The 19,848-nt window shown below is 45.3% G+C and carries 16 protein-coding genes; 2 read left to right on the forward strand and 14 right to left on the reverse strand.

The genetic code is table 11. From position 1 onward, the window contains the following. Positions 1-58: 58 nt before the first annotated feature. From meaB to M3593_RS04120, 11 genes are all read right to left on the reverse strand, one after another. Positions 59-1,189, reverse strand: coding sequence for a methylmalonyl Co-A mutase-associated GTPase MeaB (gene meaB / locus M3593_RS04070; protein ID WP_251540799.1), 1,131 nt, complete (start codon positions 1,187-1,189; stop codon positions 59-61). Beyond that, positions 1,189-3,369, reverse strand: a complete 2,181-nt coding sequence (scpA, locus tag M3593_RS04075) for a methylmalonyl-CoA mutase (RefSeq protein ID WP_251540801.1) — start codon at positions 3,367-3,369, stop codon at positions 1,189-1,191. The genes meaB and scpA overlap by 1 nt, the downstream gene beginning before the upstream one ends. Beyond that, a complete protein-coding gene (locus M3593_RS04080) occupies positions 3,356-5,311 on the reverse strand; it encodes a methylmalonyl-CoA mutase family protein (protein ID WP_251540802.1) in 1,956 nt (651 codons plus the stop codon). The genes scpA and M3593_RS04080 overlap by 14 nt, the downstream gene beginning before the upstream one ends. A gap of 185 nt (positions 5,312-5,496) precedes the next feature. After that, positions 5,497-6,795: a dihydrolipoamide acetyltransferase family protein gene (locus tag M3593_RS04085; RefSeq protein ID WP_251540803.1), complete on the reverse strand. Its 1,299-nt coding sequence runs from the start codon at positions 6,793-6,795 to the stop codon at positions 5,497-5,499. Positions 6,796-6,841: 46 nt separating this feature from the next. Then, the gene (locus tag M3593_RS04090; protein WP_144476445.1) at positions 6,842-7,825 is read right to left on the reverse strand and encodes an alpha-ketoacid dehydrogenase subunit beta; all 984 of its coding nucleotides are present in this window, start codon (positions 7,823-7,825) and stop codon (positions 6,842-6,844) included. A 12-nt stretch (positions 7,826-7,837) separates the two neighbouring features. Further along, positions 7,838-8,833 carry a thiamine pyrophosphate-dependent dehydrogenase E1 component subunit alpha gene (locus tag M3593_RS04095; RefSeq protein ID WP_144476442.1) on the reverse strand — a complete coding sequence of 332 codons (996 nt, stop codon included), beginning with the start codon at positions 8,831-8,833 and terminating at the stop codon, positions 7,838-7,840. Positions 8,834-8,899: 66 nt separating this feature from the next. Further along, positions 8,900-10,321, reverse strand: a complete 1,422-nt coding sequence (lpdA, locus tag M3593_RS04100; protein WP_144476439.1) for a dihydrolipoyl dehydrogenase — start codon at positions 10,319-10,321, stop codon at positions 8,900-8,902. Positions 10,322-10,377: 56 nt separating this feature from the next. Then, positions 10,378-11,463: a butyrate kinase gene (gene buk / locus M3593_RS04105; protein WP_251540804.1), complete on the reverse strand. Its 1,086-nt coding sequence runs from the start codon at positions 11,461-11,463 to the stop codon at positions 10,378-10,380. A gap of 203 nt (positions 11,464-11,666) precedes the next feature. Then, positions 11,667-12,761 carry a branched-chain amino acid dehydrogenase gene (bcd, locus tag M3593_RS04110; RefSeq protein ID WP_041967922.1) on the reverse strand — a complete coding sequence of 365 codons (1,095 nt, stop codon included), beginning with the start codon at positions 12,759-12,761 and terminating at the stop codon, positions 11,667-11,669. A 28-nt stretch (positions 12,762-12,789) separates the two neighbouring features. After that, positions 12,790-13,695 carry a phosphate butyryltransferase gene (gene yqiS / locus M3593_RS04115; RefSeq protein WP_251540806.1) on the reverse strand — a complete coding sequence of 302 codons (906 nt, stop codon included), beginning with the start codon at positions 13,693-13,695 and terminating at the stop codon, positions 12,790-12,792. 129 nt (positions 13,696-13,824) lie between these two features. Continuing rightward, positions 13,825-15,885, reverse strand: coding sequence for a sigma 54-interacting transcriptional regulator (locus M3593_RS04120; RefSeq protein ID WP_251540807.1), 2,061 nt, complete (start codon positions 15,883-15,885; stop codon positions 13,825-13,827). Between the two features lie 213 nt (positions 15,886-16,098). Between M3593_RS04120 and M3593_RS04125 the strand changes: the two genes are divergently transcribed. Beyond that, complete coding sequence (locus M3593_RS04125) at positions 16,099-16,362, forward strand: DUF2627 domain-containing protein (protein ID WP_144476427.1); 264 nt, start codon at positions 16,099-16,101, stop codon at positions 16,360-16,362. A 5-nt stretch (positions 16,363-16,367) separates the two neighbouring features. Here M3593_RS04125 and M3593_RS04130 read toward each other — a convergent pair whose 3' ends face one another. Further along, positions 16,368-17,102, reverse strand: coding sequence for a glycerophosphodiester phosphodiesterase (locus M3593_RS04130; RefSeq protein WP_251540808.1), 735 nt, complete (start codon positions 17,100-17,102; stop codon positions 16,368-16,370). A gap of 39 nt (positions 17,103-17,141) precedes the next feature. Between M3593_RS04130 and M3593_RS04135 the strand changes: the two genes are divergently transcribed. Continuing rightward, entirely contained in the window at positions 17,142-17,282 is a 141-nt protein-coding gene (locus M3593_RS04135) for a YycC family protein (RefSeq protein ID WP_144476422.1), read from the forward strand. 202 nt (positions 17,283-17,484) lie between these two features. Here M3593_RS04135 and spo0A read toward each other — a convergent pair whose 3' ends face one another. After that, positions 17,485-18,279, reverse strand: coding sequence for a sporulation transcription factor Spo0A (spo0A, locus tag M3593_RS04140; RefSeq protein ID WP_144476419.1), 795 nt, complete (start codon positions 18,277-18,279; stop codon positions 17,485-17,487). 264 nt (positions 18,280-18,543) lie between these two features. Beyond that, the gene (spoIVB, locus tag M3593_RS04145; RefSeq protein ID WP_251540809.1) at positions 18,544-19,830 is read right to left on the reverse strand and encodes a SpoIVB peptidase; all 1,287 of its coding nucleotides are present in this window, start codon (positions 19,828-19,830) and stop codon (positions 18,544-18,546) included. Positions 19,831-19,848 lie beyond the last annotated feature (18 nt).

Consider the following 19,848-nt stretch of genomic DNA (forward strand, 5'->3'; position numbering starts at 1 on the left):
ATATTCCGTTGTCCGCTTTTTTTTGATGAAAATCAATAAGCTGTCCACATTGGACAGCTTATTTTTTCGCTTCGAAAAAGGCCTTGAATAACTCATCGACTCCAGAGGCGACTGGCCTGTTTCCTGAAATCACTTCATTTTCTATTTTCGGCAGCAAACTTTTGATTGCTGAGTGCTGAAAAAAATTCATCTGAAGCTGGTCGATGATCAGATCATTCAGCCACTCCTTAGTCTGCGACCTTCTTCTCATCTCAAAAATCCCGCTTTTCTTTGTAAGGCTCGAGAAGTCAGAAATCATTTTCCATATCTCGTCGTTCCCTTTATCATACAGCGCAGAACTCGTTAAAGCGGTCGTTTGCCAACCCTTCGTTGCCGGCTGCAGGAAATGAAGAATCCTATTATATTCTTCTTTTGTCTTTTTGGCAGCCTGTTCATTTTGACCATCTGCTTTATTGACAATAACGGAATCCGCAAGTTCCATGATTCCTTTTTTCATGCCCTGGAGTTCGTCACCTGCACCCGTGAGGACAAGCAGCATGAAGAAATCGACCATATCCCTGACTATGACTTCGCTCTGTCCGACACCGACCGTTTCAACCAGGATGACATCAAAGCCTGCTGCTTCACAGACAAGCATCGTTTCCCTCGTTTTACGGTGTACACCCCCAAGTTTCCCTCCGGATGGAGAGGGACGGATGAATGCCCGCGGATTTCTCGCAAGCTTTTCCATCCGAGTCTTATCTCCCAGGATACTTCCGCCCGTCAAACTTGAGGTAGGATCCACAGCGAGTACTGCAACATTGTGTCCCAGCTCGCACAGATAGCTGCCGAAGCTTTCGATAAAGGTGCTCTTCCCAGCTCCCGGTACACCTGTGATGCCAATCCTGATGGATTTTCCTGATCGAGGAAGAAGGCTTTGCAAAAGAGATTGCGCGTATTGAAAATCATGCTCCGCATTGCTTTCAATCAAGGTGATTCCTTTTGCCAGTGCCGTCCTGTTCCCATCCATGATTTCAGCCGCCAGAGAATCAGGATCTATTTTACGTGCTGCTGTTTTTTTTATGAAACGTCCTGCTTTTGCAGGAAGTTCATTACCATGACCATTCCCTGATACTCCCGGCTTCACGGTGCTTGAAAAGGAATCAGCCTTCCCCGGGTCAAACCATTCAGGCTTTTTTTCGTCCTTCATTAGCGGGACACTTCCTCGTAGCCCAGGCGCTCATAGATGGTCCGCAACACTTTTTGGGCTGCAACCGGAATGATAGTTCCCGGCCCAAAAATCGCGCTGGCTCCATTATCATATAAAAACTGGTAGTCCTGGGCAGGGATGACTCCGCCAACGATGACGACAATGTCATCACGTCCAAGCTTTTTCAGCTCATTTACAAGCTGTGGCAATAGCGTTTTATGCCCAGCTGCCAGAGAGCTGATCCCAATGGCGTGAACATCGTTTTCCACTGCCTGGATGGCTGTTTCTTCCGGTGTCTGGAAAAGCGGCCCGATATCGACATCAAAGCCTAAGTCTGCAAAAGCGGTTGAAATGACTTTAGCCCCCCGGTCATGGCCATCCTGACCCATCTTTGCAATCATGATTCGCGGTCTGCGTCCTTCATTTTCGAGGAACTCTGCCGTCATTTGCTGTACTTCGGAAATTTCTTCTTCATTCGTGAAGGCTGCACTGTATACCCCGCTAACTGACCGAATCACTGCTTTATGCCTTCCTGCCGCTTTTTCGATGGCATCTGAAATCTCTCCCAGTGTCGCCCTTGCCCGTGCTGCCCTTACTGCATACTCGAGAAGATTGCCTTCTCCAGTTTCAGCCACAGCAGCCAGATCATTCAAAGCGGATTCTACTTTTTCATCATCACGATTTTCTTTTAACTGCTTGAGCCTTTCAATCTGTTTCGCGCGAACAGCGGAGTTATCAATATCTAGTATTTCAAGAGGATCCTCCTGTTCAAGCCTGTATTTATTCACCCCGATAATTGTTTCCTTACCAGAGTCAATTTGAGCCTGGCGTCTTGCAGCTGCTTCTTCAATGCGCATCTTAGGCAAACCCGTTTCGATTGCCTTGGCCATCCCGCCAAGACTTTCAATCTCTTCAATATGCTCCCAGGCTCTCTCAATCAGTGCGTCTGTCAGGCTTTCTACATAATTGCTTCCTGCCCATGGATCAATCACTTTTGTTATCCCGGTCTCTTCCTGCAAAAACAATTGTGTGTTGCGGGCAATACGGGCAGAAAAATCCGTTGGCAGCGCGATTGCTTCATCAAGTGCGTTGGTGTGCAAGGATTGTGTATGGCCCATCGCAGCGGCATGTGCCTCCACCAATGTACGGATTACGTTATTATATGGATCCTGCTCGGTCAGGCTCCATCCAGATGTCTGTGAATGTGTCCTCAAAGCCATTGACTTTTCGTTTTTCGGATTGAACGTCTTGATCATTTTTGCCCAAATAAATCTCGCCGCCCTCATTTTGGCGACTTCCATGAAATAGTTCATGCCGATCGCCCAGAAGAAACTTAATCTCGGAGCGAATGAATCGATATCAATGCCGGCTTTCAGGCCTGTCCGCACATATTCAAGGCCATCTGCCAGGGTATATGCCAGTTCAATATCCGCCGGTGCTCCGGCTTCCTGCATATGATAGCCTGAAATACTGATTGAATTGAATTTAGGCATGTATTTGGACGTGTATTCGAAAATATCAGCGATGATCTTCATTGACATTTCCGGCGGGTAAATATAGGTGTTCCTGACCATGTATTCCTTCAGGATATCATTCTGGATCGTACCGGATAATTGATCCTGCGTCACGCCCTGTTCCTCGGCTGTCACTATAAAGAATGCCATGATCGGCAGGACAGCTCCGTTCATTGTCATTGACACAGACATCTGGTCTAGCGGAATTCCATCAAACAGGATTTTCATATCCAGGATGGAGTCGATCGCGACACCGGCTTTGCCGACATCACCTTCCACCCGAGGATGGTCTGAATCGTATCCCCTGTGGGTCGCAAGGTCAAAGGCAACAGACAAACCTTTTTGTCCCATCGCAAGGTTCCGTCTGTAGAATGCGTTGCTTTCTTCAGCAGTTGAAAATCCCGCATACTGTCTTACCGTCCATGGGCGGTTTACATACATCGCTGGATACGGTCCCCTTGTGTAAGGCGGCAGACCGGGCATACCATCCAGATGCTTAACAGACTCCACATCTTCTTTTGTATATACAGCCTTCACTTTGATCTGTTCATTTGTCTCAAATAACAAATCTTCGAGCTTTTCTTTTATATGAGTGTCAACCTGCTCCTTGCCTTCCTTTTTCTCATCAGCAAATAAAGTGACTTTTGTAAAATCAGGCTTTTGCATTGGTGCCTGCCTCCATTTCTTGAAGGATCGATGATAGCGACTGGTAAGCATTGCTTCTTACATGCAGGAAATTCTGGATTCCGGCAGTGTGCCATTCGCTTTCTCTTTCCTCTGGGATACCTGCCAGATAAAGCTTTACATCATACTCTTTCTTGATTTCCAGCGCCAGCTCGGGTCCGAATGAATTGTAGGAAGTCTGGTCACCGCAAATGATAAATTGTTTTGCACTCGATGCTTTGATGAATTCCAGCGCTTCCTGAACTGTATGGATTTCGTCGCTCCTTAGTGCATGAATGCCACCCGCTGATAAAAGACCCGAAATAAAATCCGCCCTTGGCTTGTGCTTTTTCAGCTGATCCAGGCAGATTAAGCCAACCACCGGACGCTGCCCCATTTTCTCAAGTCCATTTGCCCTGAATCTCAGTTTTTCAAATGGTTGTGATAAACGTTTGGATTCTAATGGCGTGAAGCTTTGTTCTATCTCTTCCAATCTTTTTAATAGAGAATCCCCTGACTCAATCATTCTCACACTGTCCGCAAGGGTGCCTCCAAAATATTGGCTTTTTCTATCCTTAACTAGAGGCTGGCTGACAGCTTCCGAAAGATTGGCATAAAAATTTGTCCCGATGATGCTCTTTTTCCTCTTAAAAACATCCTGTTCACGGGCATCAGCCGTCTTTGCAATCTGTTCCTGGAGCCATCCGGACCTCAGAGCCTCATAAATCCCTCCCATGCCATCCAGCTCAAGGAAAAGATTCCACGCCTTTTCAGCCAGTTCATTTGTCAACGATTCAATATACCACGATCCTCCTGCAGGGTCGGCTACTTTTTCGAGATGCGCCTCTGATTTAAGGACCAGCTGTGTATTGCGGGCAACCCTTTCAGAGAAGGCACTAACTGTTCCTGTTGCTTCCTCGAAGCTTCCAGTGTGCAGGTACTGTATGCCTCCCAGTACTGCAGCAAAGGCCTCATTCCCAGTCCTGAGCATGTTTACATATGGATCAAAGATCGTTTTCGTGTACCTTGAAGTCTCAGCTGATAGAACCATTTTCTGGTCTCCTGGTTCGGCACCGTATGCTTCCGCTATTTTACTCCATAGAATCCTGGCAGCCCTGAGCTTGGCTGTTTCCATGAAGAAGTTCGAGCCTATCGCAAAGTGGAACACGAATTTTGACAACGCTTTCTTCAATTCCCAGCCCTGGTCAAGCAGTTGCTGCAGCAGGTATACCCCGGTGGAAATGCCGGCAGCAAGTTCCTGAACCGCACTTGCTCCGCTGTCATGATAAGGGACGGTATTGGCGAGCACTGTTTTTAATTGTGGCAATTGCTGGTCTGCTTCCTCCAGCACCTTTGCCCATTCTGCAAAAAATTCCTTTTCCTCTTTCGGAAGTCCCCCATTTAGGCTCGCTTCGGCAACAGGATCCGCTGCGACAAAACCTGAAACCTCACTTGAAGCCCCTGCCTCCTTGCAGGAAACTGACAATGCAGCAAGAAGCGGTGTTTGAAGCAATCCTGCATTCAAACTTAAAGGGTAGTCATTTTTATAAGAAGCGAAGAATTCGGCCAATCCACGAGGATCAAGGAACAAATCAGGTTTTACCTCAAAAGAAATCGCGTTTTGTCCTTTTGCTAATGCAGAGTCCATTTTTTCTTTCAGTTCCGTCAAATCCTTGTAAAAAAGGCGATTCGAGATATGCCATGACTCAGATTGATACCCGAATGGATGGATGCCGCGCCTGTAGCCTGGTTCACCCGGAAGAGCTCCAGCCAATTGATCCGGGAAATCTTCTTTTGTGTAAAGCGGCTTAAGAATGATATCTTCATATGTATTGGTATAAAGTGATTCAATCGGCTTTCCTTTTAATGAAGCAGCAGCTTTCTTTTGCCAGTCCCCAAAAAATGCATCATTGAACGAGGCAGCCTTCATACTCTCTATTGTCATATACTTCACTGTCCGAAGTTCAGACAGCCTTCCCCCCTTCATGAAATTGTGATAAAATTCTAATTTTTATATTCCACTTTTATTTTAGTATACGAATGCTATTCTAGCAACGAAGGGACATTAACGATCTAACTCCGTATAGGAAAACGCCCAGAATGGTTCTGGGCGTCTTTAGCTAGATTGAATTAATAGATTGATGTCGTCTCTTTTGATGTGTTTTCCAGGATTTCTTTTACCCTTGCAAGGAAACGTCCGCAACCAAGGCCGTCCAGTACACGATGGTCAAGTGACAGGCACAGGTTCACCATATCGCGAACCGCGATCATGCCATTGTTCATTACGACAGGGCGCTTAACGATTGACTCGACCTGAAGGATTGCAGCCTGTGGGTAATTGATGATTCCCATTGATTGGACAGAACCGAAGGAACCTGTGTTGTTGACAGTGAAGGTTCCGCCTTGCATGTCCTCGGAACGAAGCTTGCCAGTACGTACCTTCTGGGCAAGTTCATTGATTTCACGGCCGATGCCTTTAATTGTCTTTTCGTCTGCATTTTTAATGACAGGCACGAACAAGGCATCATCTGTCGCTACTGCAATTGAAAGATTGATATCTTTTTTCTGGATGATCTTGTCGCCAGCCCACATAGAATTGACTTGCGGGAATTCTTTCAGTGCCTGTGCGACAGCTTTAACGAAGAAAGCAAAGAAAGTAAGGTTGAAGCCTTCTTTCTTCTTGAAATCATCCTTAAGACCATTTCTGTATTCTACAAGGTTTGTAACGTCCACTTCCACCATTGTCCAGGCATGCGGAGCTTCATGCTTGCTGCGCAGCATATTCGCAGCGATCGCCTTGCGTACTCCAGTTACTGGGATCTCGATATCACCTGCAGCAACTGGTACTGAAGGAGATTCCGGAGCTGATGCTGTTGGCTGAGATGGTGCAGCCGGCTTGTCCGGAGCCTCTGTCAGTGCAGCAGCTTGAGCCTTAGGTGCTTCGGCTGACGGCTGAGGAATATTTCCGGATTGAATGATCTGCTGAAGATCTTTACGGGTAATCCTTCCGCCTGCCCCGGTGCCATTAACTATGGTCAAGTCGATATTATGTTCTTGGGCAAGCTTCAGTACTGCCGGTGAGTACCTTGCTCTGTTTCCATCATTGCCGGATACTGCTGGTGCAGCAGTACCTGTTGAAGCTTCTGCTGCAGGTTTCTCTGCAGCTGGAGCTTCCTCGGTGCTGCCGCCTTCTATTTCAATAGTGCAAATGATTTCACCAACCGCAAAAGTATCTCCTTCATTCGCAATCAATTCCTTGATTGTTCCTGAAAAAGATGATGGTACTTCAGCATTTACCTTGTCAGTCATGACTTCGGCCAGCGGATCGTATTTATTTACTTTATCACCTACAGAAACCAGCCATTTGCTGATTGTTCCTTCTGTAACACTCTCGCCTAATTGAGGCATTTTGATTTGTTCGATCGCCACAGGTTGACCCTCCTTCTCCATTCACTCTATTTCCAATATGATTATGTTAAAATTCAGCAAGCTCTCTCATTGCTTTTTCAACTTTATCAGGGTTGATCATGAAGTATTTCTCCATAGTAGGAGCGTACGGCATAGCAGGAACATCCGGGCCAGCCAGCCTCTTGATCGGTGCATCAAGTTCGAATAAGCAGTGTTCAGCAATAATCGCAGAAACTTCGCTCATGATGCTTCCTTCTTTATTGTCTTCCGTTACAAGAAGGACTTTTCCAGTCTTGGATGCAGCTTCGATGATCGCTTCTTTGTCCAATGGATATACTGTACGAAGATCCAGAATGTGAGCAGAAATTCCATCCTTCGCAAGTCTTTCAGCTGCCTGAAGAGCAAAATGAACTGCCAGGCCATAAGTGATGACGGTGATATCTTCACCCTCGCGTTTTACGTCAGCTTTGCCGATTGGTAGCACATAATCGTCCTCAGGAACTTCGCCTTTGATCAATCGATAGGCGCGCTTGTGTTCAAAGAACAAAACCGGATCTTCATCCCTGATCGCAGCTTTCAACAAACCTTTAACATCATAAGGTGTAGAAGGCATCACGATTTTCAGTCCAGGCTGGTTCGCAAATACGGCCTCAACAGACTGGGAGTGGTAAAGTGCACCATGGACCCCTCCGCCATAAGGAGCACGGATGACCATCGGACAGCTCCAGTCATTGTTTGAGCGATAACGGATCCTTGCCGCCTCAGAGATGATCTGGTTTACAGCGGGCATGATGAAATCTGCGAACTGCATCTCTGCAATCGGGCGCATGCCGTACATTGCCGCACCGATTCCGACACCAGCAATCGCCGATTCCGCAAGCGGTGCATCGATGACCCTGTCTTCCCCGAACTTTTCGTATAAGCCCTGCGTAGCCTTGAAAACCCCGCCTTTTTTACCAACGTCTTCACCGAGGACAAAAACTCTCGGGTCTCTTTCCATCTCTTCTTTGATTGCCAATGTCACTGCATCTATATAAGAAATTACCGCCATTTTCGTTCCCCCTTACTCTTCAGCATATACGTATTTCAAAGCATGTTCTGGCTCTGCATACGGTGCATTTTCAGCATAATCTGTTGCTTCATTGACCAGCTTCATGATTCGATCGTTGATTTCCTTTTCACTCTCATCGTTCATGAGGCCATTTTCCTTTAAATATGCGCCGAAGGTAATGATAGGGTCCTTCGTCTTTGCCTGTGCAACTTCATCAGGCGCACGGTAGCTTCGATCGTCATCATCTGATGAGTGTGGAGTCAGACGGTAGGATACTGCCTCGACAAGAGTTGGTCCTTCACCAAGGCGTCCGCGGTCAGCAGCTTCCTTTACCACTTTATAAACTTCTAATGGATCATTTCCATCCACAGTGACTCCTGGCATGCCATAACCAATTGCACGATCCGATACTTTTTCGGCAGCGACTTGTCTTTCATATGGTATCGAGATTGCATATTTATTGTTTTCAACCATGAAAATGACAGGAAGCTTATGGACTCCCGCAAAGTTAGCTCCTTCGTGGAAATCGCCCTGGTTGGAAGATCCTTCTCCGAAGGTAACGAATGTCACTAAGTCCTTCTTCTCCATTTTACCTGCAAGTGCGATTCCAACAGCATGAGGTACCTGTGTTGTTACCGGTGAAGAACCTGTTACGATCCTGTTTTTCTTCTGCCCAAAGTGTCCAGGCATCTGCCGGCCTCCAGAGTTAGGGTCTTCCGCTTTGGCAAAACCTGAAAGCATCAAATCTTTTGCCGTCATGCCAAAAGTTAAGACCACACCCATGTCACGGTAATAAGGAAGCACATAGTCTTTCTCGCGATCAAGTGCAAAGGCAGCTCCTACCTGTGCTGCTTCCTGCCCCTGACAGGAAATCACAAAAGGAATTTTCCCGGCACGGTTCAAAAGCCACATCCGCTCATCCAGCCGGCGGGCCAAAAGCATTGTTTCATACATTTCCATAACCTTTTCATCACTTAAGCCAAGTGCAGCGTGACGATTTTCTGCCATTTTTATACCTCCCATTTGTTCGTACAGCTCTTCTCCTCGGAAAAGAGTTTCTGTCCCAAAAAAAAATTAAGAATGGATTGCTTTTCCATCCACAGCCAGGGCCGCTTCACCGATTGCCTCTGACAACGTTGGGTGAGGATGGATTGTATGGGCAACTTCCCACGGAGTTGCATCAAGAACTTTTGCCAGGCCAGCTTCTGAGATCATGTCAGTAACATGCGGCCCGATCATATGGACTCCAAGAATATCATCCGTTTCTTTATCAGCCACAATTTTTACAAAACCGTCAGATTCGCCATAAACAAGTGCCTTGCCAATTGCTTTAAAAGAGAATTTCCCAGTCTTTACTTCAAAGCCTTTTTCTTTTGCTTCATCCTCTGTCAGACCGACGCTCGCAGCTTCTGGAGAGCTGTAGATGCATTTAGAGACTAGCGTATAATCGATTGGATGAGGATTTTCCCCGGCAATATGCTCGACAGCTACAATCCCTTCATGAGATGCTACGTGCGCAAGCTGTAGTCCGCCAATGACATCACCAATCGCATAAATATGGGATTCCTTCGTCTGGAAAAATTCGTTTGTCTGGATGAAGCCTCTTTCAAGCTGGATTTCTGTATTCTCAAGTCCAATTCCTTCAACATTAGCCTGGCGTCCAACAGAGACCAGTAATTTTTCAGCGGTGAATTCTTTCGTTTCACCTTTAACCTCGGCACTGATCGTGACTCCATCACCTTTTTGAAGTGTCTCAGATAATACTTTGGCGCTTGTAATGATTTTCACGCCCTTTTTCTTCATCGCGCGCTGCATCTCTCTTGAAACTTCCTTGTCTTCTGTTGGGACAATTCGATCAGCATACTCAATGACTGTAACTTCTGTTCCGAAATCAGCAAGCATGGAAGCCCACTCAATCCCAATGACGCCTCCGCCAACGATGATGATCGACTTTGGAAGATCTTCCATGATAAGTGCTTCATCAGAGGTCATGACATATTGGCCGTCTGCTTCAAGCCCTGGCAGAGTCCTTGGACGTGACCCTGTCGCTACAATCACATTTTTAGGGATTAGCATCTCGTTTTCTTCGCCATTGTTCATTTCTACAGAAATCGTACCCGGCATAGGTGAGAAAATAGAAGGCCCCAGGATTCTTCCCAAACCTTCATAGACATCGATTTTCCCCTGTTTCATCAGGTGCTGGACTCCTTTATGGAGCTGCTCGACAATCTTCTCTTTCCTTTCCTGCACCTTGGTGAAATTCACCGCAACCTCGCCAACTGTTATCCCGAAGTTTTCACTTTTCTTTGCAGTTGCATACACTTCAGCACTTCTTAGTAAAGCCTTGCTTGGAATACAGCCTTTATGAAGGCATGTACCACCCAGCTTACCCTTTTCAACGATGGCAGTTTTCAACCCAAGCTGAGAAGCCCTGATTGCTGCTACGTATCCTCCTGTACCGCCTCCGAGAATGACTAAATCATATTCTTGAGCCATCTGAATCCCTCCTCTATATAAATCAACTAATTTTGTTCAACTTCAGCCATGCATGATTATCGGCCAGGATATTCCTTTACATCTTCCTCGTTCCGTAAAATTCGAAGAGCTCCCTCTGCAAGGGCCTGCAATTCGTTTTCACCGGGATGGACGATTACGTCTGCGATCCAGTTGATCCGTTCTGAAATTTCCTGTACGAACTCTTTGCCGTACGCAAGTCCGCCTGTAAGGACGATTGCGTCTACTTTTCCTGATAGGACCGCGCTGGCAGAACCGATTTCTTTGGCTACCTGATATGCCATCGCGTCATATACAAGCTTCGCTTTTTCATTCCCCTGCTTGATCATCTTTTCGACCTTGACAGCATCATTCGTGCCCAGGTAGCCAACAAGACCTCCCTGGCCGACAAGCTTTTTCATGACTTCATCCCGGAAGAAATCTCCTGAGAAGCATAGCTGAACCAGGTCTCCAGCAGGTACTGTGCCTGCGCGTTCGGGACTGAATGGACCATCACCATGCAGACCATTGTTCACATCAACAACCCTGCCCCTTTTATGGGCTCCTACAGTGATACCTCCGCCAAGATGGGTAATGATGAGGTTAAGCTCTTCATACTTCTGGCCAAGCTCTCTGGCAACCCTTCGCGCAACCGCCTTCTGGTTCAGAGCATGGAAAATGCTCTTCCGTTCAATCAGCGAGAACCCTGAAACTCGTGCGATCGGGTCAAGTTCATCGACCACGACCGGGTCTACAATAAATGAAGGAATGTTCAAGCCTGAAGCGATTTCATAAGCCAATATACCGCCCAGATTTGATGCGTGCTGGCCAGAGTAACCTGCCCGCAGGTCTTCAAGCATCTTATTGTTAACTGCATATGTTCCGCCTTCAATTGGCCGTAAAAGACCGCCGCGCCCACAAACAGCACTCAATTTTGAAATGTTGATGCCTTCGGTATCAAGCGTTTCAAGTATCGTATTCTTCCTGAATTCGTATTGATCGATGATGGTTTCATAGGAGTTGATGACAGCTGAATCATGCCGGATTGTTTTTTCGAAAATCGATACTTCGTTATCAAAAACACCTATTTTCGTTGATGTAGATCCTGGATTAATGACTAGAATCCGATGTTCTGTTTGTTGCACAGTTAAACCTCCAATTTGCTTACGGGCTGGTTCCAATCCGTAATGTCAGTAGCATTTAGGAAACAGCAGAGGCGCCGAAGGGTCGATTCAGCGCACTCTGCAAATCATTTTTGATTAAGGCATGTTTTCTTTTTTTCGCATCGCAGAAATCATGCTGATATTCACACAGATGGAGAAAAGAACATTCCTTGAAAACCCCCGGATTAGCGGCGGCTTAAGATATGGTGGCCGTTTTGCAGGAACTGGCTGCGGGAATTGCGCATTCTCTCAATGCGTTCTTCTGCCATACGGTCTGCCGCTTTATACGTAGGGATACCGTCCCTCTTGGCAATTTCAATAACTTTTTCAATATTGTTATAAATCGTTTCAACCTTTTTCATTGCTCTCTCCGCATTGTAGCCATACAGCTCATCCGCTACGTTGATTACTCCGCCTGCGTTGATGACATAATCCGGAGCGTAAACAATGCCCATTTCGTGGATGATGTCGCCATGCTTGGTATCCTTCAACTGGTTATTTGCTGCACCGGCAATAACCTTTGCCTTAATTTGAGGAATCGTTTCATCATTGATGACCGCGCCTAATGCACAAGGAGCATATATATCACAGTCAACACTATAGATCTCATCTGGTTCAACTGCCTTTGCCCCGAATTCCTCAACCGCTCTCTGGACTGCTTCTTTATTGATGTCAGTCACGATCAGCTGAGCGCCTTCTTCATGAAGGTGGCGGCATAGATTATATGCGACATTCCCTACACCCTGGACGGCGATCGTCTTACCTTCAAGTGAATCAGTGCCGAATGCTTCCTTCGCAGCTGCCTTCATTCCTCTGTATACTCCGTAAGCAGTTACTGGTGATGGATTGCCTGATGAACCGAATGCTGGTGAAATACCTGTTACATAGTCTGTTTCTTCATGGATAAGGTCCATGTCAGCCACGGTTGTACCAACATCTTCAGCAGTGATGTATCTGCCATTCAATCCCTGGATATAACGGCCAAAGGCACGGAACATTTCTTCGTTCTTGTCCTTGCGAGGGTCGCCGATGATGACCGTTTTTCCACCGCCAAGGTTGAGGCCGGCTGCCGCATTCTTATAAGTCATGCCCTTTGCCAGTCTAAGAGCATCTTCGATCGCTGCTTCTTCTGAAGCGTAAGTCCACATACGGGTACCGCCCAAAGCTGGCCCTAAAGTTGTATCATGGATTGCGATAATCGCTTTCAAACCTGATTGCTTATCCTGGCAAAACACTACCTGCTCATAATCATACTGTTCAAGATACTTGAAAATTTCCATTTCTAGTTCCCCCTCTGATTTATGTAGGTTATTTTTCAGCAGAGCATAACGCCAGCGCAAGAGAATAAAGCTTGCTTTCGGCTGTATCTGCCCTGGATGTTAACACGATTGGAGCTTTCGCCCCTGATATGACTGCGCCAACTTTTGCATTGGCAAAATAAACTAATGATTTATAAAGTACATTGCCGACTTCGATCGCAGGGACTAAAAGGATATCAGCTTTCCCTGCAACATCACTCTTGATTCCCTTGTGCTCTGCAGCCAGCTGTGAAACCGCGTTATCAAGCGCGAGCGGGCCGTCCACAATACAACCGGAAATTTGCCCTCTTTGATTCATGACCGTCAATGCTGCTGCATCAAGTGTGGCCTGCATGGCGGGATTGACTACTTCCACCGCTGCAAGTGGTGCTACTTTTGGCATATCAATACCGATTGAATGAGCTACCCGGACGGCATTTTTTATGATTTGCGCTTTTTGTTCAAGATCCGGCGCTATATTCATCGCAGCATCGGTAACGATTGTGTAGCGATCATATCCCGGCACTTCAAACACTGCTACATGGGATAATACCGCACCCGTTCTGAGGCCATACTCCTTATTCAGGACAGCCTTCAGGATTGCCGCCGTCGGGATATTCCCCTTCATCACTACCTGTGCTTCATTCGAAGTGACAGCTTTCACTGCCATCTCTGCGGCCAAATTATTATTAGGTGCAGAGATAATTTCAATCCCTTTATGACTTGCTAGTTCAGGATGCTGTACGGCAATGATCCTTTTGATTTCCTCTTCATCTCCATAAAGAAGGAAATCGGCCAGGTTCCTCTTAACAGCCTCGGCAACCGCTTCTAATATCTCTGTATCCTCTGCTGCTGCCACAGCAATGGTTTTCCTGCCATTTTGGGATGCCATGCTGATTAGTGAGTCAAGTTTCATGTGTTGAGTCAACCCTTTCTTTTGCGCATCACCCGTTATTATATATGCAAGAAGCGTGCCAACAAAAAATCGTGAAAACGCTTTACTTTTCCCGAAAAGTATTATGCAATAAATTGCATGGTATGAAATTTATTGCATGCCATTCATTTCAATACCATATTTTTCGAGTTTATAATACAGATTCCTTACAGAGATGCCCAGTAATTTAGAAGCAGCTGTTTTATTGCCATTCACCGCATTAAGGGTAGATCTTATTACTTTTGCTTCGTATCTTTCCAACTGGACCGCCAGAGTCTCTGAACGGATTGTTTGGCCATAGTCATCTTCCTTTTCCTTCGCCTGGCTATTCTGGAGTTCCGGTAGATGTTCTTCCTGGATGATTGTTTCGTTGTAATTAAGGAAGATGATCGCTCTGCCCAACACATTCTCCAGTTCCCTGACATTCCCTGGCCAGTCATATTGCATTAGTTTCTTGATGGCCTCATCAGAGACACCATCAACATTTCGTCCATAGTCCTGATTAATTTTTCGGATCAGCCTTTCGCAAAGCAGCGGAATATCATCTTTCCTTCTCCTGAGAGGAGGTATATGGATCGGCATTCTGTTCAGACGATAGTATAAATCTTCCCTAAAACTGCCATTCGCTATCCCTTTTTCAAGATTCATATTGGTTGCAGCGATGACCCGGACATTGATTGGCACCGGTTTCGTGCCTCCAACACGGACAATTTCCCTTTCCTGCAGGACCCGAAGCAACTTAGCCTGTGTATTTGCCGGCAACTCACCGATTTCATCAAGAAAGATGCTTCCGTTATTGGCTTCTTCAAAGAAACCGCGTTTCCCGCCTCTTTTAGCACCTGAGAAAGCCCCTTCTTCATAACCAAAAAGTTCACTTTCCAGCAGCGACTCAGAAATAGCGGCACAATTTACGCGAATGAACTTGTTGAACTTGCGGTCACTGGCATTGTGGATCGCATGGGCAAAAAGCTCCTTTCCTGTACCTGACTCGCCCCGGAGGAGGACAGTGGCAGGTGTTTTCGCACCAAGCTTCGCCTGTTCAATCGGAATCGTCATTTCTTCCGATTGGCCGATTATATCCTCAAACGAATATTTCGCTTCAAGGGTCCTGATGATTTGCCTTGCGCGATTGAGTTCCCTGTTCAGACTCTGGATCTCAGACATATCATGGATGACCCCGACACTGCCCTTCAGTTTCCCATCCACAATGATTGGGGCTACATTCACGACTACTTCCTTTTTATTCGGACCAACCCTCATGGCAGCTCCGCGAACAGGCCTTCTTGTCTTCAGAACCTTCATATGCATGCTTTCTCCCTCGGAGATATCTGCAGTTGCCGGCTGTCCGATTACTTCTTCTTCTTTTAGCCCGGTTATTCTAGTGTAGGCAGGATTAATCATAATGCCCCGGCCATCTTCATCTACTACGGATATCGCCTCATCACTGGAATGAATGATTGCCTGGAGCATCGTTTGGATTTCTTTCAGGTTTGTTATTTCTTCCGCAAGATTGACTACATCTGTAATATCCTTGAAGACGGAAAACGCACCAATCAGCTGGTCATTCTCATCAATGATCGGAATTCTTGTCGTGATGATCTTCGACCCATTGGGCAGCAATAATTCCTGATTGGACTCTACCTTCCTCGTATGGAGGACTCTCGGAAGTTTGCTGGTCGGAATAATCTCAAGTACATGCCGTCCTTCAGCAAGCTCCCTTTTGTTCCCGATGATTTTTTCTGCGCTCTTATTGAACAAAGTTACCGTTCCCTCTGTATTGATGACGACCATGCCATCTCCTGAGGAATTAAAGATTAAATCGTGTTCATATGTAATTTTTCTGAGAGTCTTGATCAACTCTTCCTTTTCTTCTAACAAGGTAGCAAGGAGAAAGGCGACACTTCCTGGGATCAGCACAGTGTTTTTACTGCGTGCATCTCTTAATTCACGGAAAACTTTTTCATCCCCGGTCACTTCAATGACAATGTCCAATTCATCGGACATATATGCTTGCCAGTCTGTCCCGGTTGGAATACCAGCTTCCTTCGCAGCCAGTATTCCAGGAGCATTCGGATTAATGTCCACCACAGCGGCTACATCGGCCGTTTGTTTAAAAATGTCCAGGATGGCCGTCCCACCCTTACCTGCACCTACAATCATTATTCTTTGCATAATTGTCCACCACATGTCGGAAAAATATTTCATGGATTGCATTTTATAGTCTGCAAATTCTTTCAAATATATTGTAATGCTTTTTGAATGGGCTGACAAATTTCTTTGTTTTTTAACTTTTATGCGGATAATATACCATGAGCAACATATATTGCGGAAAAACCGCCCGTTAAGTATACTTTCTTAAGAGGACAAATTACGAGGGGTTACCAAATGATCAGGATTGTAGCATTAATCGTCATGCTGATACCAGGTGTCATTGCTGCTTTGGGTGTAAAACTGATGCGCGATATGGTTTTCGGGATTTTGCAGTCACCCTTTCCCTATTTATGGCTTCAGTTCCTGGCCGGACTCATCTTTTTCCTGGCCGGACTGGGATTCATCGCAGGTTTCATTCTGCATCGTGACCGTAAGAGGAATAAGGTACAGGCATTCTTCCGTATACCTGATAGCAATAAAAAGCAAAACAGGCCTTGAGTTTCTCAGGCCTGTTTTTTATTTCCCCTTATTTGGAACGCCTTTGCCGGGTCATCTGTGATGACCGCACTGCAATTTACCCTGAACAATCTATCCAGTTCGGCATCATTATTGACAGTATATGGCCTCACTTCAATCCCGCTTTCAAGTGACGCTTTGATGATTTCGTCCGGCGCCGCTCTCCAATGAGGATGGAAACCTTTTGCCCTGATTGATTGCGCGTAAACCCAGGGCATATATAAGCCTTCAGAAAGCAAAGGAGCAATTTCAATATCAGGTGCCATCATATAGCTATGTACAATGCTATAATGATTAAAGGATGAAATAATGATCCTGTCAGATAATTGATAATCCCTTATCATATTTATCACTTTTTCTTCCATGCCTTCATATGGAATAATGGTGTTTTTAAGTTCTACATTGCAGTTCAAAGCCGTACCTGCCAGCCACTCAAGGACTTCATCGAGAGCAGGAATCTGCTGTTTTTCAGATAGCTTAGTGAACTTAAAACGAGCATCCAATTTCCTTAATTCCTTATAATTATAATCCTTAACCAATCCCGTCCCACCCGTTGTCCGATCGACCTTTTCATCATGTATGACTACCAGCTCACCGTCTTTCGTCATCTGGACATCAAGCTCAAGTCCATCGGCACCTGCCTTTTCGGCTTCTTTAAAAGCAAGCATTGTATTTTCCGGATATTCAGCAGCATAGCCACGATGTGCTAAAATTAAAGTCATAAACCATCACACCCATCTTTTTATTTGGAGGTAGTAACAATGAGACCACTTCATATTTCTGCCGAGACGGCAATCAAACTCTCAGAAAAATTAGGAGTTCCAGTTGAACAGATCATGCATATGCCACAGCATATCCTTTTGCAAAAACTTGCCGAACTTGACAAGGATAAGGAGAACTGACTTTTTTAAGGCGCCTATGGGCGTTTTTTTTATTTGTTAGTCATCTCCGGTCACAATATATATCATAATATGCAGACATGCCATAGACAAACCTTCACCCTCTAAAAAAATAAAAACATCTTACTTGATTTCGACTTTTATCGAAATCAAGTAAGATGTCGTTATGAAATATGAAAAAATAGCTAAATCTTGTCTAACTCTTTCAAGAAGCTTTATGCTCCAGACGCAGCTTGTCAGCAACCATCGCAATGAACTCGGAATTTGTAGGCTTCGCTTTTGACATGCTTACTGTATAGCCGAATAGTGAAGAAATCGAGTCGATGTTACCTCTGCTCCACGCAACCTCAATAGCATGTCGGATCGCACGTTCTACACGGCTGGCCGTTGTATTGAATTTTTTCGCGATATCCGGGTAGAGTACTTTTGTGATCGAGCCAAGGAGTTCAATATCGTTGTATACCATTGAAATAGCTTCACGCAGGTACATATAGCCTTTAATATGGGCAGGAACACCAATTTCATGAATGATGCTTGTAATGCTGGCATCCAGATTCTTAGGCTTCTGTTCAGCATTTGACCTTCCGTAATTGATGGAAGAAGGCTTTCTTGCTACTGATTTCGCCTTGCCGCTTACCTGGCGGATATGGCCTGCAAGATGCTCCATGTCAAATGGTTTCAGGATGAAGTAGGATGCTCCAAGCTCTACAGCTTTTTTCGTAACATCTTCCTGACCGAAGGCTGTCAGCATGATCACATTTGGGATGATTCCTTTTTTCATTTCACGGAGTTTTTCAAGCACCGCCAGACCATCAAGATGAGGCATGATAATATCTAAAAGCAAGACATCAGGGTCTGTGTCTTCCAGCATTTCCAAACATTCCTGGCCATTATGGGCAACCCCTACAATTTCCATATCCTCCTGGGAAGAAATATATTCTTCCAAAAGACCTACCAATTCTCTGTTGTCATCTACAACACATACTTTTATTTTGTTCACTGCTTGGTTCCTCCTCAAATCCAATTATGATCACAAATATTATCTTCTCTAAATTCTATTCTAAATGACTAATTCGACAATGCAACAGAAATTCCTCTTATTTTTAATTTTTTCTTAAAAAAGTAATATTTTCTTATATTTGCTTCAATTTCCTTTGTTTTTCGACTTATTTCGATAGTTGACAAAAAAGCAAGTGGGAATTTGTCGAATAATCTTTAAAATGAAACAAAGAAAAGGCGGCATACGCCGCCGCCGAATTCCTGCTTAACTTGCCTGCTCTCTTGGTTTTTCGTAGATGTCAATCCCGGCTTCATTCAGCATCCATTCAATATGGACTCCGTATCCGCTTGTTGGGTCATTTACGAACACATGCGTCACAGCACCTACCAGCTTGTTGTCCTGAATGATCGGGCTGCCGCTCATTCCCTGTACAATCCCGCCTGTTTTCTCCAGAAGCTCTGGATCCGTTACCTTTATAACCATACCCTTTGTTGCCGGGAATTTTTGCGGGATGGTGCTGACAATCTCTATATCAAAAAGATTGACTTCGTCATTATTCACAACCGTAAGGATTTTCGCCGGCCCTTCTTTCACCTGATGAGAAAGGGCAATAGGCAATGGCTTATCAAATACTCCATTCGTAATATCCTTGTTCAGTTCACCGAAGATCCCAAAAGGACTGTTCCTGCGGATATTTCCAATTACTTCTCTGTCAGATGAAAAGCGTGCAAGTTTTTCACCAGGATTGCCTTTTCCGCCTTTTTCGATGGAAGTAACTGTCGATCTAACGATTTGTCCATCTTCAACCACAATCGGCTTTTTTGTATCCATGTCGGAAATGACATGTCCAAGTGCTCCATATTTTTTTGACTGAGGATGATAAAAAGTCATCGTCCCGATTCCCGCTGCCGAATCACGTATATACAAACCAAGTTTATACGTGTTCTCGTTTACATCCTTCTTAGGCTGCAGCTGGGTTTTGATTTTTTCATTTTCCCGCTTAATAACTACATCCAATGACTTTCCATCCGCTCCAGCTTGTTTTACAAAAGGGCCGACGTCTGCCATTTTTTCTATTTGCTGTCCATTGATTTCTGTGATGATGTCGCCTTTTTTGATACCAGCCAATTCTCCTGGTGATACCCTTCCTTCATCTGCCTGAACCTGATGATGTCCGACCACAAGGACACCAACCGTATTAAGTTTTACTCCTATTGATTGACCGCCTGGCCTGACCTTGAAATCCTTAAGGACATTCACATCGACCTTTTTCACCGGGAAACCGGCCAGCTCGAGGACCATTTCATCCTTTCCATGCCTTTTAGCCTCAATAGAAACCGTTTGATCCTTCTGGTCAACCGTGATGCCGGAATCATTTAAGGGAGCCGTTACTTGAACTGCATTCGCCTTGAAATCAAGCTTTTGCCCCTCGAATAAAGTTATATCTCCTGGAATAGATAAATATTCGTGTACTGGCTTTGCAAATCCTAAAGCAATTAATGAAACAAGGAGAATTCCACCAATAAATTTTCTGAGAAAATCTTTTTTCAATCCATTCACTCTCCTCGC

Source organism: Mesobacillus sp. MER 48 (genome assembly GCF_023714225.1).
Taxonomy (GTDB): Bacteria; Bacillota; Bacilli; order Bacillales; family Cytobacillaceae; genus Mesobacillus; species Mesobacillus oceanisediminis_A.